Raw genomic sequence first — 16,589 nt, forward strand, 5'->3', positions numbered from 1 at the left:
TGTTACCCGTTTAGTTCTGGGTTATTTTAAGATTCAAGTGCGATTTCTCTCCGCATAAAAAAACCCGACCAAAACAGGTCGGGCTTTAGGTGTTGGGGAGTCAAAAATTATATGGACACGGTATCATAAATGTGAATGCTGCGTGAGGAACCTCCAATATTGATGGTGTAATTGCCTTTTTCTACCACCCAATCAGACAGCGCTTCGTCCCAATAGGCGAATTCCTGGATAGAAACTTTCAAATTAATAGTTGCAGATGTACCCGGTTCAAGCTGGGCCGTCTTTTCAAAAGCTTTAAGTTCTTGGATTGGACGGTCTACGCCAGGATCTTCTTTAGAGATATACAATTGAACGACTTCTTTCCCGGCAACATCACCAACGTTTGTGACCGTAAAGGAAACTGAAAGTTCATTGGCGTCCAGCATCATTTCTGGTTCCGAATACTCAAATGCTGTATAGGACAAGCCGTAGCCAAAGGGATAAGAAACCTCGAGTTTAGCTTTATCAAAATGGCGGTATCCCACATAGACGCCTTCATCATATAGGGTGTAGTCTTCATTTTTAATTTGATCGGCCTTGTCTTTGACCCCACTATTGGTAATAAAACTCATGAGATCAATAGGCTTTCCTTCCAAAGGAAAATTGTTGTGAGATGCATGGTCCGTTACCCCAATTGGAAAAGTCATGGGTAGTTTTCCACTCGGATTCAGTTTACCTACTAAAATATCTGCCGTCGCATTACCGCCTTCTTGTCCGCCTTGCCAAGCGAGCAGGATGGCATCGGGAAGTGCTTTCCAAGAGGCCGTCTCGATAACTCCTCCAATATTGAGCACGACGACCACTTTTTTACCCAGAGCTCCAAATATCTCTTTAGTATTTGCAATCATTTCTTGTTCCAAGGAACTCAGTTCAAAATCATCTTCTACAACACGGTCCCCACCTTCTCCGCTATTTCTACCGATGGTTATTATCGCCACATCGCTATTGGCTGCTATTTCCTCTAGTTGCGTTTTGGAATATTGAATTTCAGGTGCGTTGTATGGAGTCAACATTGCGTCGAGGCCTTCCAACTTTTTAAAAGCTTCTAAATTTTTGGCCTTATGTGATTCAAAGAGAAGTCTTGCATCGGCATTGATCGGGAATCCCGCATTTTTCAGCCCTTCTTCCAAAGAAACGGTATAGGCTTCATTGACATCTCCGGAGCCCGTTCCGCCTGCGATAAAATCATAAGAAGTGATTCCTAAGAGAGCAACCCGGGAACTCGTATTGAGCGGCAGTACTGAATCGTTCTTAAGCAAGACCATGCCTTCTGCAGCCGCATTACGCGTGATCTGCGCGTGCGCTTTTAGATCGGGATTGTCGCTATAATTATAATTACTCATCTTTTTAGAATTCAAGATGAGTTTGAGGATACGGCCAGCAGCTATATCTATGGTAGCTTCGGATAGGGTTCCCTCTTCATATCCCTTAGTCAATGCCTTCCACTGTTTGTTCGTACCGGGTTCCAAAAGATCGTTTCCAGCGCTGACCATGGCCACGGCATCATTCCCGCCAAACCAATCAGACATCACCAATCCTTCAAAGCCCCATTCAGAACGCAAGACATCAGTGAGTAATTCTTCACTTTCGGCTACATAAGTACCGTTGACCAAATTATAGGAAGACATTATCGTCCATGGTTGAGACTCTTTTACAATGATCTCAAAACCTTTGAGGTAGATCTCTCGTAATGCACGCTGGGAGACAATGGCATCGTTGAAGTTCCGATTGGTCTCTTGATTATTCACCACAAAGTGCTTCACTGAGGTACCTACTCCATTCGATTCAATTCCATTGACCATCGCTGCCCCGATGTGTCCGGTAAGGAAAGGATCTTCTGAATAGTATTCAAAGTTACGTCCACAGAAAGGATGACGGTGTAAATTGGTTCCTGGCCCTAGAATTACATCAACACCGTATTCAAGAGCTTCTGTACCCATTGCATCTCCCACAGTGTAAACCAGATCTGTATTCCAAGTAGATGCTAGCAAAGTCGCTATGGGGAAAGCTGTACAGTAATACGTTCTGTCTTCTCCTTCTCGCTCCGCAGCGATCCGGAGTCCAGCCGGGCCGTCTGATAGATAAATTGTCGGTAATCCCAAACGAGGTGTCGGGACTATGGTTCCAACGGCTCCAGGAATGGCAGAATACACATCGTCTCTTCCTAAAGCAGAGGAAATCCCAGAACCTTTCAATAGGTGTATTTTCTCTTCGATGGTCATTTGGCTAAGAAGGTCAGCAACGCGAGCCTCTATAGGATTTGCTGGGTCTTCATAGATGTCGAGTTTACCATTGGCGTTGCGATCCAAATAGGTCTTTCCATTTACCGTGATTTCATTGAAACTGGTTTGCTCCACATAATCGTCCTCAAAGTCTAAGAAGGTCGCCTTGAAATACATCCAACCGACCACTGCGATGATCACGATTAAACCCAAAAGTACTCCGAGAACTTTGAGTGATTTTTTAAGCCATTTCTTCATTTCAGTCTTTATTGTGTCAAACTGACACAAAAGTAATGAATTTAAATTTGCAGAGTCTGCTTGAATTCGAGCTCAAGTTTATTCCATAAAAAAACCCGATCATTTCTGATCGGGTCTTGGCTTGCGCTCCTCCACTTGGACTCGAATCACTTATTGCAATTTTGGATATTGCCTTCCGTGCAAAAAAATCCTAAATCTACTGCTTAAATTGTATTGTTAAACCGCATTTTGTTTGAGCAGAAGACAGCGGTAAATACCAAGCTTTTGTTATATCTTAGGTTGTAACTCCCTACCCTTTTATTCCCCGCCGTATTGTGTATTAGAATCCGACTTTAGAACCCTTTTGGGTCCTAATTACTTATGGACATTATGGTTGGACCAGTAGTTCTGAATCAAATTGTTTGCTGAATAACCCATCAATAAGTTTTGCGCAAATAGTTTGCGCCCAATCAAATAAATATTCATTTAAAATTAAAAATCATGAAAAGAATTTTTAAAACATCGACAATCCTTGTACTACTTTTAGGCCTTATTATGGCCAGCTGCTCCAGGGAAGAAAACCAAATTGAAGAAGTTGAAACAAGTCTGGAAATTGAACAAACCGAGGCTAAACGTGGTTTAACTACGGTGGGTGGCGGAAGCTGCAACGGTTTGGGTTTTTTGGAAATCAACGAATTTGACGGTGATTACGACCTGGGCGAACAGGTTCTTATTATTTGGGATGCTACTTTATGTGGAGGAACCATTCCAGATGTAATTAGTGTTTACTACAGTGTAGACGGCGGTTTACCTATTTACCATTCTATAGTGTCTAGTATAGATCCTTATTTTGAGTCAGTACCCGGGGCAAGCATAATTGGTAATTTTTTATGGGATGTTACAGGTCCGGCACTTAACGTAGGAGGCAACTATACCATGTACCTTCAAAATGAAGACAACGGTACAATTATGTCAACGCATCAGTTTACCATCAGCGGAACTACCGCACCTCAGAATTGTGATTTTGGACTCACTGACGAATTAGACGGCGATTACAGAATCCGTTTTTATGTAGATAACAACAATGAATGTTTTACCAATGTTCGTTATGAAATTGACTACGGTGACGGCGACAGCACTTCATTTGTGAGTAATAATAATACCTTCTCCTTTGCGCATCAGTATCCCTTTGGGACCTATGGCGTTTACAACGTTAATGTGGTCAAAAAAGATAATGCGACGAATCAGGTTCTAAGTAGTAAAACTATTTCGGTTACAGCCAAAAGGGATTAAATTCTTTGCTTGAAACAAGAAACATCCGGTCTGACCGGCCGGATGTTTATAATCTACTCAGTATCCCTCCACTTGGACTCGAGCCGGACCGAGGGATCAAAAAATGTCCAGTGGACATTTTGCCCGAGGGGCCAGCCTGCCGCGCGGGCGTGTGATTGGGAGAGTCCAAAGTATATAAAAACAAAAAACCAGTCCTAAGACTGGTTGATTCTGCTCCTCCACTTGGCTCGAACCGGCCGGAGCGTTAAAAATTTGTCCTGAGGACAAATTTAGCGAACGGGCCAGATGGCGCGCTGGCAGTGGCCTGGTGAGAGTTCAAGATATACCAAAAGAAAAAGCCATCATTGCTGATGGCTTCTAGATTAATGCTCCTCCACTTGGACTCGAACCAAGGACACCCTGATTAACAGTCAGGTGCTCTAACCAACTGAGCTATGGAGGAATTTCGCTAAGCGGAGGCAAATATAAATTTATTTTTATTCCACTACAAGCAAATTATACTTTTTTCTATCCGAAAATCGCGCGGTAAAGGTCATTACCATTGGCAAACAGAACCAAAGCGATCAAAAGGATGAATCCGATCATCTGCGCGTACTCCATAAACTTGTCGCTCGGCTTTTTACCAGAGACGATCTCATAGAGTAAAAACATCACGTGTCCACCATCTAAAGCAGGGATAGGCAGGATATTCATAAAGGCCAAAATGATCGAGATCAATGCGGTATTAAACCAGAAGGCTGTCCAACTCCAAGTCCCGGGGAATAAGTTTCCGATGGCTCCAAATCCACCGATCTGCGTTGCTCCTTCTTTAGTGAACACATATTTAAACTGCTTCACGTAGTCTACTAAAATGTTGTATCCAAAAACGGTTCCGCCGCTAAGACTTTCCCAAAAGCTGTATTTAAGTTGCTTGAATTTACCGTCATACTCTTTTCCAAAGTTGTTGATTCCGGCCTTGCCCTTATCGTTTGGAGTTACATTGAAGGTTTGTTGTTGCCCGTTGCGATCCACTGTGATAGCTACTTCTTTCCCAGCGTTTCCTGCAACATTCTCCTGAACCATTTTCCAGCTTACCGTTTGTACATCGTTCACAGCTACAACCACATCGCCTTTTTGCAAACCTGCAACGGCTCCTGGAAGCTCTGGAAGTACGGTATCAATAACCGGTTCTCTCCAACGGTTAAACGGATTGGTATCTCCTGATTTAAACATGCGCATTCCAATATCTTCTGGCAAGCTGATGGTCTCTTCTGCTCCATTTGCATGGGCAACAGTGATGTTGTTTACATCACGTAAAAAGATGTAGCGGTTAAGATCTCCAAGATCTTTAAAGTCTTCTCCATTCACTTTTAGAATCTGATCTCCGTCTTGGAATCCGAGGTCTTTGAAACTCTGGGCTACAGAGAATCCTTTTGGAGCCAACTCTTGAGTAACAATGCGCTCACCATTGACATAAAAGATCCCGATATAGATCAAGACTCCAACAATGATGTTTACCGTTACACCACCCACCATGATGATGAGTCGCTGCCAAGCTGGCTTGGAACGGAATTCCCACGGCTGAGGCGGTTGCGCCATCTGTTCTTTGTCCATGGATTCGTCTATCATTCCAGAGATCTTGACGTATCCGCCCAAAGGAAGCCATCCGATACCGTAAACGGTTTCACCGATCTTCTTTTTGAACAGGGAATATTTTATATCGAAAAACAGGTAGAACTTCTCTACACGTGTTTTAAAGAGTTTGGCAGGTATGAAGTGACCCAGCTCGTGCAGTACGATCAGTATGGATAAACTCAAGAGTAACTGCGCGGCTTTGACCCAAAATTCGCTCATTGCTTAAAATTTAGAGGACAAAAGTAACCTATTCGGGCCGCTTTAGAAAATGCAGCCTCCTTGGGAAAGGCCTTGATGCTTAATTTTTAACGCATTTTTATCATAGAAGAGCAGCAATTGCTTTTTCAAAGTTAAAATCCACAAAAACAAGCCTCGGAATTGTGGGGTCTGAGACGGCGGTCGTACCTTTGCAAAAAGGAATTTTTGTATGCTTCAATTCTTTGCGAAATACAAGTTTTTTGGTTTGGTTTTGCTGATTTTATCCGCGCTGATCATCACCATTATGTATCGCGCCTTAAAGCCCAAAGATCGTTTGCCAATCATTGAGCCTGTAACGATTGCCGAAGAGTTGGTAGATCCCAGCATGCAATTCGTCAAGAAATATCACGGCATTCCAGATTTTAAATTGCTCAATCAAAACGGAGACACCATCACTCAAGCAGATTATGAGGATAAGATCTACGTAGCGGATTTCTTTTTCACTACTTGCGCTACCATTTGCCCAATCATGACGGATCATATGGTTCAAATTCAAGAGGCCCTTAATGGAGATCCCATGGTTAAGCTGCTTTCACATTCTGTGACACCAGAGATCGATTCAATTCCGCAGTTAAAAAAATACGCCTTAGAAAAAGGCGTCAACGACTCGGTTTGGAATTTGGTTACCGGAGATCGCGAACAGATCTACGATTTGGCCCGTAAAGCTTATTTTGCCGCAAAGAAAGATGCCGTCAGTGAATACGGAATGATCCATACGGAGAATTTTGTACTCATAGATAAGGAAAAACGCCTCAGAGGTTATTATGACGGGACAGATCCGGATGATATCGAACAGCTTTTAAAGGATATTGAAATCCTAAAATCGGAATACTAGAAAAACCACTATTTACTTTTGGATGCGATGTATATGTGGTATTTTTGTTGTTTAAAATCAGTCTAAATAAGCGCAATGCCCACCATAGCTCATCTCAATCGCGGCCAAAAGGGAATCATCAAGGATTTTCCTATTGATACGGTCCCCCTTAAGCTTTTGGAAATGGGATGCCTTCCTGGTATGGAAGTAGAACTCGTTCAGTTAGCGCCATTTAACGATCCGCTTTACCTCAACATCAACGGAAGTCACTTGGCCATCCGCAGAGAAACAGCGCTTCAAATAGAAATAGATCTGCTGAGCTAATGGCCAAACAATTCAATGTTGCGCTCATTGGGAATCCCAATACCGGAAAGACGTCTGTCTTTAACCAGCTTACTGGTCTCAATCAGAAAGTAGGGAACTATCCCGGAATTACCGTAGAAAAGAAAGAAGGAACCTGCAAACTTCCAAGAGGTGTAAAAGCCCATGTATTGGATCTGCCGGGAACCTACAGCCTCAATGCCTCTTCCTTAGATGAGAATGTGGTCATTGAACTGCTGCTCAATAAGAACGATAAGGATTTTCCAGATGTAGCTGTTGTGGTTGCAGATGTGGAGAACCTCAAGAGAAACTTACTGCTTTATACTCAGATCAAGGATTTGGGCATACCTACTATTCTGGCCATCAATATGGCCGACCGAATGAAGCGCAAAGCCATTTCTTTGGACATTCAAAAATTGGAAAAAGCCTTAAAGACCAAGATTGCGCTGATCAGTTCTAGAAAGAACCAAGGTTTTGATGAGCTTAAGGAACTCATTTTAAACTACCGTGAGCTTTCCACAGAACCCTGCATGGATGCATTGACTTTTGCTCCAGAGTATTTTGATCGCCTCAAAAAAGCCTTCCCAAACCAAGATCTGTACAAGTTGTGGTTGGTGATTACGCAGGATGTCAACTTTGGAAAGATTGAGCGCGACAGCTCCGATCTGATCGCGACCTTTAAAACAGAGTCTGAAAGCAACCTCAAAAGGATGCAGCAGCGCGAGACCATTAAACGCTATCAGTTCATCAATGAGGTGCTTAAAGAGGTTCTGGTTGTAGATAAAGCCAACGCCAAGGACCTGCGCAGCAGAATGGACAGAATTTTGACGCATCGTGTTTGGGGGTATGTAATCTTCTTAGCGATATTGGCCGTTATATTTCAGACCATCTTTGAATGGGCGAGCTACCCGATGGATTTCATCGACGAGAGTTTTAGTTCCTTAAGTGAATGGATCAAAGCCAGCCTGCCCGTTGGAGACTTTACCAATTTACTGGCGGAAGGAATTATTGCCGGACTGGGTGGGGTGGTGATCTTTATCCCGCAGATCGCTTTTCTGTTTTTATTCATATCGATCTTAGAAGAGAGTGGCTACATGAGCCGCGTAGTCTTCCTTTTGGACCGCAGTATGCGTCGTTTTGGACTAAGCGGGAAAAGTGTGGTTCCTTTAGTATCAGGAACAGCATGTGCTATTCCAGCGGTTATGGCAACCCGAAACATTGAAAACTGGAAAGAGCGTTTGATCACCATTTTGGTAACACCCCTAACCACTTGCTCTGCCCGACTGCCTGTATATGTGATCATCATAGCGCTGGTGATTCCGGATGAGAAACTCTGGGGTGTTTTCAATTATCAAGGTCTGACCTTGTTAGGTTTGTATATCCTAGGATTTGCGGCGGCTATTGGATCTGCCTATGTTTTGGACAAGATCCTTAAAATGCGATCCAAAAGCTTTTTTGTAATTGAAATGCCCAATTATAAGGTCCCTATGCCGCGCAATGTACTCACCACTGTTTTTGAGAAGACCAAAACCTTTGTGGTGGATGCAGGTAAGATCATTTTAGCCATCTCTATTGTACTTTGGGTGTTAGCTTCCTATGGTCCTGGCGACTTTAATAAAGCCGAAGAGATCGTGATGCAGGAGAACATAAACAACGGCTTAACGGAACAAGAAATCGAGGCTAAAATTGCTTCTTTCAAACTCGAGAATTCTTATATCGGAATCATGGGGAAGGCCATAGAACCAGCTGTAAAACCCTTGGGCTACGATTGGAAGATCGGAGTTGCTATCATCAGTAGCTTTGCTGCTCGAGAAGTATTTGTCGGTACGCTAGCCACCATTTACAGTGTGGGGAGTGAGGAAGAAGAACCCATTAGAGATAGAATGGCTGCGGAGGTAGACAGCATGGGCAAACCCATTTACAACCTAGCTAGCGGAATCTCTTTGTTGCTCTTTTATGCCTTTGCCATGCAGTGTATGAGTACCCTCGCAGTAGTGAAAAAAGAGACAAACTCTTGGAAGTGGCCCATGTGGCAACTCGTTGCAATGTCAGTAATTGCGTATATTACAGCATTAATAAGCTATCAAATCTTAAAATAAAATGATTCAAAAAACACTTGTGCTTATTGTTTTTGCTTTTGCAGCAGGTTTCTTGCTGAAGAATTTTGTGTGGAATCCCATTTTTGAATCCAGAAGAAAGACCACTGCCGGTACCCTAGACGGTGGCAAAACCAAATGCGGTGATAAAGACTGCGGTTGTCACTGATCTTGATAGATCCACAATTCTAAACAGTACTCTCGATCCTCAAACTTCTGCGTTGATAGCGGATAAGGAGTGAGTTTTCCAACCATAACACGAAGGCCATTGTCCCGCTCCAAAACGGTAGGGTGAATTAAATGTTGTTCACTAGCATCCACTCGGATCTTTACTATTTGCTCCTCGCCATCATTCACAATAAGACCTACTTCAATATCTGCCCATCCGGCCATAACGCACTGTGCGTCGCTGGGGCAACGAGAATCCATCAAAACTTGTTTGAAGCTAAACTGCATGTCCATGGTCGAATCGGTATCTCCGATCTTGAGCTGTACTTTTTCCAAAGAATCCTCTTGAGCCATAGTCAATGTGGTACTAAGCACTATTAATAAGGTTGTAATCAATCTCATACACAAGTGTACTAAAAAATCGTGCCAAATCCCTATCCTCTAAATAGAAAGAAGTCTTTTTTGAGGTGTTCAATATGCTCGTCTTTATTAGTAATGATATACTCCAAAGCGAGATCTGTGAATTCTTTGCCTTTGTCGGTAAGGGATACCAACTGATCCTCCACAGTGATCATATTGTTCTCCAAGGCGAGCTTAACTACTGCTTCTGAACGCACTTTCTGCCAATTGATGTGTTCATTGAGATGGTTGATATGTCTTTCTGATTCTTCTTGGTGATTATTCAGGTGAAGTAAGAAGGTCAGTAGCGATACCTCTATGCGCTGTTGGCGTTTTCTATACAAAACCGCAATGATTCCCTTGTTAGGAGCGAACCAATAGACCAACAAAAAGATAAATCCTAAAACTGCCGTAATGGAGCCAGCAATGGAAGCATCTAACAAATGGGCCAACCAATAACCCCCTATTGCCGCGCTAATTCCAAAAATAATGGAGAGCCAAAGCATCTTTTTTAGATCATGGGTAAGCAAATATGCCGTAGCAGCAGGCGCAATCATCAAAGCAACCACTAGAATTGCCCCGACAGCGTCAAAGGCACCAACTACTGTGATGGAAGACACAGACATAAGTCCGTAGTGCAGCACCACCGGTGAAAAACCAAGCGCAGCCGATAGGCCAGCATCAAAAGTGCTCACTTTTAATTCTTTAAAGAAGGCCCACAACAAGCCCAAAGTAATCATTAAGATGATCCCCATCACCCATAAGGATTTTGGACCTAAATCCAATCCAGCAATTAGCAATCGGTCAAACGGCGCAAAGGCCAATTCGCCAAGCAAAACAGCATCTACATCCATATGGACATCACTGGCATTGCGGGATATCATTAGGACTCCAATGCTGAATAGCGCTGGGAAAACCAATCCAATGGCGGTGTCTTCTTTAACCAGTCCTGTTTTTTGAATGAATTCAACTAGCACTACCGTGATCACTCCCGTTAAGGCAGCCAAAAGTATCAACCATGGCGAGTTTAGATCGTGGGTTAAAAAGAAGCCAAGCACAATTCCCGGTAAAATGGAATGAGAGATGGCATCACTGATCAAAGCCATTTTGCGCAGAACCAAAAAGACTCCTGGAATGGCACAGGCTACGGCCACAACAGCAGCAATAAGTTGTATTTCTATCTGTGGTGCGCTCATGTTTGACTGTAAAGATTTTCGGCTTCCTCATAACCCAATGCGGTCATTGACCACATGGCTCCATTAAGGGTTACCCATTTTTTATCTACCATTTGCTGCAAGGTCTTTTTGGTAAAACCTTGAAAGTTATTCAAGATCTTCACGGCATGTGGGTGAGAAATGTCCTCATGCGTTTTAGCAATTGAATACATGAACTGCAAGGTCTTTTTAAGCTCTAGTTCACGTCGATTTTTCTGAAAGCGGATCTCTCTAAAGAGCAATCCTCTCCCTGGAGAGAACACAAAGGAGATCAACACAAAGAAAGCCGCTACCAATACGATCACCGGTCCTGTTGACAGATTGCTTTGAGTAGCAGAGATGGCGGTGCCAAAAACACCGGAGAAGGCACCAAAAAAAGCCGCCAAACCAATCATAACACTCAGTTTGTTGGTCCACTGTCTCGCCGCAGCAGCAGGTGCCAAAAGCATGGCGCTCATAAGCACGACCCCAACAGTCTGCAATCCGATCACAATAGCAATAACAATGAAGAAGGTGATCAGCGTATCGATAAAGCGTGTATTAAAGCCGAGTGTCTTGGTGTAATCCGCATCAAACAAAAGCAACTTGAATTCCTTCCAAAAGAGTAATAGAATAAAAAGCGAAACCGCGGTAATGGCCACCATGATCCAAACGTCCGACGCTACCAAGGTCGCTGCTTGTCCAAAGAGGTATTTGTCCAAGCCAGCTTGATTTGCGTTGGGAAGTTTTTGGATGTAGGTCAGCAATAGCATTCCCAATCCAAAGAACAGTGAAAGCACTAAACCAAGAGCAGTATCGGACTTTAAATGCGTGTTCTTAACCATCCCCCTAATCCAAAAGGCGCCCAAAAGACCACTGATCAAGGCTCCGATGAGCAGTACATTGCTGTCTTTGGCCCCTGTAAAGAGAAAAGCCAACGCAATTCCAGGAAGTGCGGCGTGAGAGATCGCATCGCCTAATAGACTTTGCTTCCTGAGAACTGCAAAACTACCTAGCATGCCTGTAACAGCACCCAATACGGCCGTACCTAGCGTAATTACTCCGAGGGTATAATCCGTAAATAGCAGTTCAAAATACTCTCCTAGACTCATTGTTGCAGACTCACTTTATAGTTGATCCCGTAGGTCTTAGTAAGGTTGTCATCATTAAAGATGGTGGAAACTGGTCCTGTCGCAATTTTCTTGACATTCAAAAAAGTCACCCAATCAAAGTATTCAGGCACTGTTTGCAGATCATGATGCACAACAATTACCGTCTTGCCGGTTTTACGCAGTTCTTTTAAAATATTGACGATGGCCTTTTCTGTGGTGGCATCTACCCCTTGGAAGGGTTCATCCATAAAATAGATGGCTGCATTTTGCACCAAGGCTCTGGCCAGGAATATGCGTTGCTGTTGCCCTCCGGAGAGCTGAGAGATTTGTCTGTTCTTAAAAGGAAGCATCCCCACTTTTTCAAGGGCTTCTAAAGCTGCTTTTTTCTGAGCTTTCCCAGGTCGTTTTATCCAACCCAAGCTGCCGTAGGTTCCCATCATCACCACGTCTAAAGCAGTAGTTGGGAAATCCCAATCCACACTTCCTTTTTGTGGCACATAGGCTACCAGCTGTCTTTGGTCCTCATAAGGTTTTCCGTAGATCCCAACACTACCAGCAATTGGATCAATAATGCCCAAGATAGCTTTGATCAAAGTAGATTTACCGGCTCCATTGGGGCCAACGATCGCCATAAGTACTCCTTCCGGAATAGCCAAGTCAATATCCCACAAAACAGGTTTGTAATTATAGGCTACCGTGAGGTCATCAACACTTATTGCGATCTTTTCCATTACTTCAATCCTTTTACAATAGTATTCACATTGGACAAGAACATGCCAATATATTCGCCTTCATCCGTACCGGCAGACCCTAACGCATCAGAATAAAGTGTACCACCGATTACAACTTCAAAATCCTTAGCTCGTACGGCTGCTTGCAAAGCTTCAATAGTTCTTTTGGGCACAGAACTCTCCACAAAGATGGCCTTGATCTGCTTCTCAATAATGAAATCTGCCAAGCGCTGTACATCTTGAACACCCGCTTCCGTGGCGGTACTCAATCCTTGCAGTCCTATCACTTCAAATCCATAAGCCTGTCCAAAATAATTGAAGGCATCGTGGGCAGTGACCAAATAGCGCTTCTCTTCTGGTAAACTACTAATGATCTGTTCCACGACATCTTTGAGGTTGTTCAGATCTTCAATATAGGCTGCGTAATTCGCTTCATAATAGGCTTTGCTTTCAGGATCTAAGGCAACCAGCTCGTCTTTAAGCGCAGTGGCTATTCGACGCCAAAAGGTAATATTGAACCAAACGTGCGGATCGTAATTAGATGCAAAGTATTCCGATTCTAAAAGCACCAAGGGATCTAAGGTCTCTGCCAAGGCAACAGTCTTGATACTCTGCGCTTGCATCTTTTCAAAGACCTCTCCCATCTTTCCTTCTAAATGAAGGCCGTTGTAGAGGATTAAATCTGCATTGAACAACTTAGACACATCACCTTCACTGGCCTTATATAGGTGCGGATCAACTCCGCTACCCATTAGCCCTTGAACATCTATGGAGTCCTTCCCGATCTGACGTGCTAGATCAGTGATCATAGTCGTAGTTGCAACAACATTTGGTTTGGAGTCGTTCTTAGTTTCATTTTTACAACTCACCAATGCCAACAATAAGAGCGTTATTAGACTTAGTCTTTTCATTTATTTCTTGTTTCTGAGGTCTAAGCGGTAACTCAAACCAGCACTAATTAATAATTCTTGATCGCTTCTGATCCCACTCCCAATTGTTGCATCCAACTGCAAGTCATCATTGACCAAATAAGTGAACCCAGCATCCCATAGATGATTGGGACCACTGTCCTCGGGTAGTTCGCCGTAAAGCTCAACATAAGCTCCAAAGGCATCTGTAATGGCATAACCATAGGCAATAGTATATACATATTCTGCCTCTGGGCTGTCACCGCCCCATTGGGCCCCCAAATTATAGGACAGGCTGGAACGATCACTCAAGGTATGACCAAAGGAGAATCTAAAATCAACGCCTGTATACTCTGGTTTATAATCACGTCCGGCGGTAAAGGGCAAAAACACATGACCTATCAAACCAATATCTGGCAATAGACCATTCTCTTGAGCAATGGCAACCTTAGCCCCGAGTAAGAGTGGATCCAATCCGCTTAAAACATCATCAAGCTCCATATCATTGAGAGAAAAACGCGTTTCAGTAAAATTCCATCCCAAACGCAATTCCATATTGTCCAAAATACCATAACGAACTAGCATGGTATTAAAAGTTGTGGATTCTGTGGTAAAGCCGCTGTTCTCTTCTCGTGTGAAAAAAGCACCGGTTTCAAACTGCACAAAACCAACTGGAACCGTATTTGGAGATTCTGTTGCATCTGGACGATCCGTAATCAAAGGACCAAGGCCTGGATCGTCTTGGGCATATATTGATGTTACAGATAGCAACAGGGTAAACACAATGGTAATTTTTTTCAATTTCATTATTCAATTAGAGTTACGTAAATACTGTTTGCAATTTCTTGAGTTAAAAAAATTGGTGCCTCTGCTACCTTGACAGTTAGCGCTCCGGTATAGGGTTCCGTCTCTACAACATACAGCTTGGAACCGATTCCGATATTGTTTTTACTGAGGTATTTCAGAAAATCATCGGATGCTGATTTCACACCAATACAGGTTGCAGACTGATTGGCCGCAAGCTGTCCTAATAATTTTTTGTTCCGACGAGTGATGTTACCATCTGAATCTGGAATTGGATCTCCATGCGGATCGAACTGCGGATTGCCTAGGAAATCATCCAGACGATTCACCAATTCTTGAGACTGAATATGTTCTAACTGTTCGGCTAAATCATGAACCTGATGCCATTTGAATTGAAGCTTCTCTACCAAGAAAACCTCCCAAAGACGATGTTTCCTTATAATACGTAAGGCGGTTCGAGTTCCTGAATCCGTTAAACTTACTCCTTTGTATTTCTTATAGGTGAGCAGATCCTTATCTGCCAACTTCTTAATCATGTCTGTCACAGAAGAGGCCTTGGTCTGCATGCGTTCTGCAATAGCATTGGTGCTGACCTCCGCGGCAGCCTGCTGCTCTAAATGGTAAATAGCCTTCAAATAATTCTCTTCAGAGAGACTGTACATCGACAATATATTTTATACAAAGGTAAATATATTTTTAGACTTGTCTAAATTATAGCTTCCTACATATATATTGGAATCCAATTCTTCCCTCAAAACGTTCCCATAATCTGTAATCTCCTGTCTCACAAACAGGTAGATTCAACTACAAATAAGGTTCAATAAAAGCTCGATTTGTGCATTTGAACGAATTTTCCTGCAAGGTGTCGGTTTTTTCTTACAGTTTAAAATCCACCTTCTATATTCGCCTCAGATTAATTAACAACAACATGAAAAAAATCTTAACTCTAGCTTGCATTTCTGCACTTCTTATGAGCAGCTGTTCAACAGATAACGATGCAACATATGACGACATCAATGCTAAAGACTTTGATGTAATTCAAAAAACAACTGTAGCTGGAAAAGCTTCTGGTTCTCTATGCGCGTCCAGCCCATTAATGGTTACTGATTCTGATTCTGCCGGAGAGGTATATCTAAAGTCAGACGGTACCTACTTGTACATTACTTACAAAGTAGCAACAGGATGGCAAATTGACGCGACCAACCTCTATTTAGGAGAACATTCTGATATTCCAACATACAGTTCTGGTAATCCTCGCATAAACCTGTTTCCTTACAGAAGCACACACGGAAACAAAGTAAATGAAGTAGTGTACAAGGTCAAACTTGACGATATTCCTACCGAATGCTTTACCTTCATTGGTCACGCAGTAGTTACCAAACTAGATCCTGGAACCGGTGCCCCCGTATACTGCACCCACTCCTGGGCCGATGGTGAGCCTTTTGGGCCACACGGAAAGTCTTTACCAATGTGTAAATACGGTTGTTCAAATAACGCCAAACAACCAGTGATCCCAGGACGCTAGTTTTATCACCCCCACAAAATGAAAAAGCCCGTTCGTATTGATCGGGCTTTTTGTATTTAGAAACCGCGTTCTTGTTGCAGTTGTTCATAGGCTTCTTGTACCTTTCTAAACTTGTCCTCTGCGCCTTTTTTGTAAGCGTCGTCCATATGCTGAACCTTATCCGGATGGTATTTTTTAGCCATTGTACGGTAGGCCTTTTTAATCTCCGAGTCTGAAGCAGTCTTTTCAATCTCCAATATCTTATAAGCACTATCCGCAGATTTAAAGAACATAGCTTTCACACTTTCAAAATCTGCCTGGCTGATCGCTAAATAACGTGCAATGCGTCCAATCTCTTCAACTTCTGATTGATCAACACGTCCATCTGCATTGGCAACGCTGAACAGAAAGTGTAAGATCTGCAATCTGGATTCATAACGCGTTTTTTGACGCATGAGCTTACAGATATTTTCTGCGGAGATGGCTCGGTTCTTAATCACGTCATTAAAGACCTTAAAAGCGGCATTGGCGCGTTGTTTGCCGTAAGCCTGCACAAAGTACTGACGTACGTAATTGAGCTCGTCCTCATTGACGCGACCGTCTGCACGGATCACCAAAGAAGCCAAAGAAAGTAGGTTCAACTCAAAATCCGCAGGCGAGACCTGATCGGATTTGGGTTGATTAAAAACGCGTTTGTAAGGTTGCTTTTGAGATTTGCCTTTGTTGATCTCATCAATAAAACTACCAATGATAAAACCTATAACGGCTCCAAAGAATCGGCCTCCAACAACCCAACCTAATACGGCTCCAGCCCATCGAAACATAATCGTGTAAAATAAAGATTAAAAATGCGACTAAAGATAACCAATTCACCTC

General features: G+C 43.0%; 16 protein-coding genes and 1 tRNA gene. 6 read left to right on the forward strand and 11 right to left on the reverse strand.

The annotated features are described in order from the left end of the window. Positions 1-107: 107 nt before the first annotated feature. Entirely contained in the window at positions 108-2,519 is a 2,412-nt protein-coding gene (locus ACSLP7_RS04115; RefSeq protein ID WP_435578145.1) for a glycoside hydrolase family 3 C-terminal domain-containing protein, read from the reverse strand. A 480-nt stretch (positions 2,520-2,999) separates the two neighbouring features. Here ACSLP7_RS04115 and ACSLP7_RS04120 point away from each other — a divergent pair, with 480 nt between their 5' ends. After that, positions 3,000-3,791, forward strand: a complete 792-nt coding sequence (locus ACSLP7_RS04120) for a hypothetical protein (RefSeq protein ID WP_435578146.1) — start codon at positions 3,000-3,002, stop codon at positions 3,789-3,791. A gap of 368 nt (positions 3,792-4,159) precedes the next feature. Here the strand turns inward: ACSLP7_RS04120 and ACSLP7_RS04125 are convergent. Beyond that, positions 4,160-4,233, reverse strand: a tRNA-Asn gene (locus tag ACSLP7_RS04125). Between the two features lie 65 nt (positions 4,234-4,298). Next, positions 4,299-5,624: an RIP metalloprotease RseP gene (gene rseP / locus ACSLP7_RS04130; RefSeq protein ID WP_435578147.1), complete on the reverse strand. Its 1,326-nt coding sequence runs from the start codon at positions 5,622-5,624 to the stop codon at positions 4,299-4,301. A 208-nt stretch (positions 5,625-5,832) separates the two neighbouring features. On the opposite strand from rseP, the gene ACSLP7_RS04135 reads away from it, so the two are divergent. The 4 genes from ACSLP7_RS04135 to ACSLP7_RS04150 all read left to right on the forward strand — a co-directional run bounded on the left by ACSLP7_RS04135 (position 5,833) and on the right by ACSLP7_RS04150 (position 9,063). After that, the gene (locus ACSLP7_RS04135; protein WP_435578148.1) at positions 5,833-6,498 is read left to right on the forward strand and encodes an SCO family protein; all 666 of its coding nucleotides are present in this window, start codon (positions 5,833-5,835) and stop codon (positions 6,496-6,498) included. Between the two features lie 75 nt (positions 6,499-6,573). Beyond that, positions 6,574-6,801 carry a FeoA family protein gene (locus ACSLP7_RS04140; protein ID WP_435578149.1) on the forward strand — a complete coding sequence of 76 codons (228 nt, stop codon included), beginning with the start codon at positions 6,574-6,576 and terminating at the stop codon, positions 6,799-6,801. Beyond that, positions 6,801-8,897 (forward strand): ferrous iron transport protein B, encoded by a 2,097-nt coding sequence (gene feoB, locus ACSLP7_RS04145; RefSeq protein ID WP_435578150.1) that lies wholly within the window; start codon positions 6,801-6,803, stop codon positions 8,895-8,897. Before ACSLP7_RS04140 ends, feoB begins: the two co-directional genes overlap by 1 nt. Before the next feature lies 1 nt (position 8,898). Further along, positions 8,899-9,063 (forward strand): hypothetical protein, encoded by a 165-nt coding sequence (locus tag ACSLP7_RS04150; protein WP_435578151.1) that lies wholly within the window; start codon positions 8,899-8,901, stop codon positions 9,061-9,063. On the opposite strand, the gene ACSLP7_RS04155 is transcribed toward ACSLP7_RS04150, so the two are convergent. The 7 genes from ACSLP7_RS04155 to ACSLP7_RS04185 are packed head-to-tail and all read right to left on the reverse strand — an operon-like array spanning position 9,057 to position 14,871. After that, positions 9,057-9,464: a hypothetical protein gene (locus ACSLP7_RS04155; RefSeq protein ID WP_435578152.1), complete on the reverse strand. Its 408-nt coding sequence runs from the start codon at positions 9,462-9,464 to the stop codon at positions 9,057-9,059. The two genes, ACSLP7_RS04150 and ACSLP7_RS04155, sit on opposite strands and share 7 nt — an antisense overlap. 32 nt (positions 9,465-9,496) lie before the next feature. Further along, on the reverse strand, positions 9,497-10,657 hold the full coding sequence (locus tag ACSLP7_RS04160) for a metal ABC transporter permease (protein WP_435578153.1): 1,161 nt from the start codon (positions 10,655-10,657) through the stop codon (positions 9,497-9,499). Beyond that, on the reverse strand, positions 10,654-11,766 hold the full coding sequence (locus tag ACSLP7_RS04165; protein WP_435578154.1) for a metal ABC transporter permease: 1,113 nt from the start codon (positions 11,764-11,766) through the stop codon (positions 10,654-10,656). Before ACSLP7_RS04165 ends, ACSLP7_RS04160 begins: the two co-directional genes overlap by 4 nt. After that, complete coding sequence (locus ACSLP7_RS04170) at positions 11,763-12,497, reverse strand: metal ABC transporter ATP-binding protein (protein WP_435578155.1); 735 nt, start codon at positions 12,495-12,497, stop codon at positions 11,763-11,765. The genes ACSLP7_RS04165 and ACSLP7_RS04170 overlap by 4 nt, the downstream gene beginning before the upstream one ends. Then, on the reverse strand, positions 12,497-13,408 hold the full coding sequence (locus tag ACSLP7_RS04175) for a metal ABC transporter solute-binding protein, Zn/Mn family (protein ID WP_435578156.1): 912 nt from the start codon (positions 13,406-13,408) through the stop codon (positions 12,497-12,499). The genes ACSLP7_RS04170 and ACSLP7_RS04175 overlap by 1 nt, the downstream gene beginning before the upstream one ends. Next, a complete protein-coding gene (locus ACSLP7_RS04180) occupies positions 13,409-14,212 on the reverse strand; it encodes a transporter (protein WP_435578157.1) in 804 nt (267 codons plus the stop codon). After that, positions 14,212-14,871, reverse strand: coding sequence for a metal-dependent transcriptional regulator (locus ACSLP7_RS04185; protein WP_435578158.1), 660 nt, complete (start codon positions 14,869-14,871; stop codon positions 14,212-14,214). Before ACSLP7_RS04185 ends, ACSLP7_RS04180 begins: the two co-directional genes overlap by 1 nt. 266 nt (positions 14,872-15,137) lie before the next feature. Here ACSLP7_RS04185 and ACSLP7_RS04190 point away from each other — a divergent pair, with 266 nt between their 5' ends. Further along, complete coding sequence (locus tag ACSLP7_RS04190; protein ID WP_435578159.1) at positions 15,138-15,734, forward strand: hypothetical protein; 597 nt, start codon at positions 15,138-15,140, stop codon at positions 15,732-15,734. 56 nt (positions 15,735-15,790) lie between these two features. Here ACSLP7_RS04190 and ACSLP7_RS04195 read toward each other — a convergent pair whose 3' ends face one another. Then, entirely contained in the window at positions 15,791-16,537 is a 747-nt protein-coding gene (locus ACSLP7_RS04195; RefSeq protein ID WP_291182006.1) for a TerB family tellurite resistance protein, read from the reverse strand. Positions 16,538-16,589 lie beyond the last annotated feature (52 nt).

It is taken from the genome of Gilvibacter sp., assembly GCF_965601605.1.
Taxonomy (GTDB): Bacteria; Bacteroidota; Bacteroidia; order Flavobacteriales; family Flavobacteriaceae; genus Gilvibacter.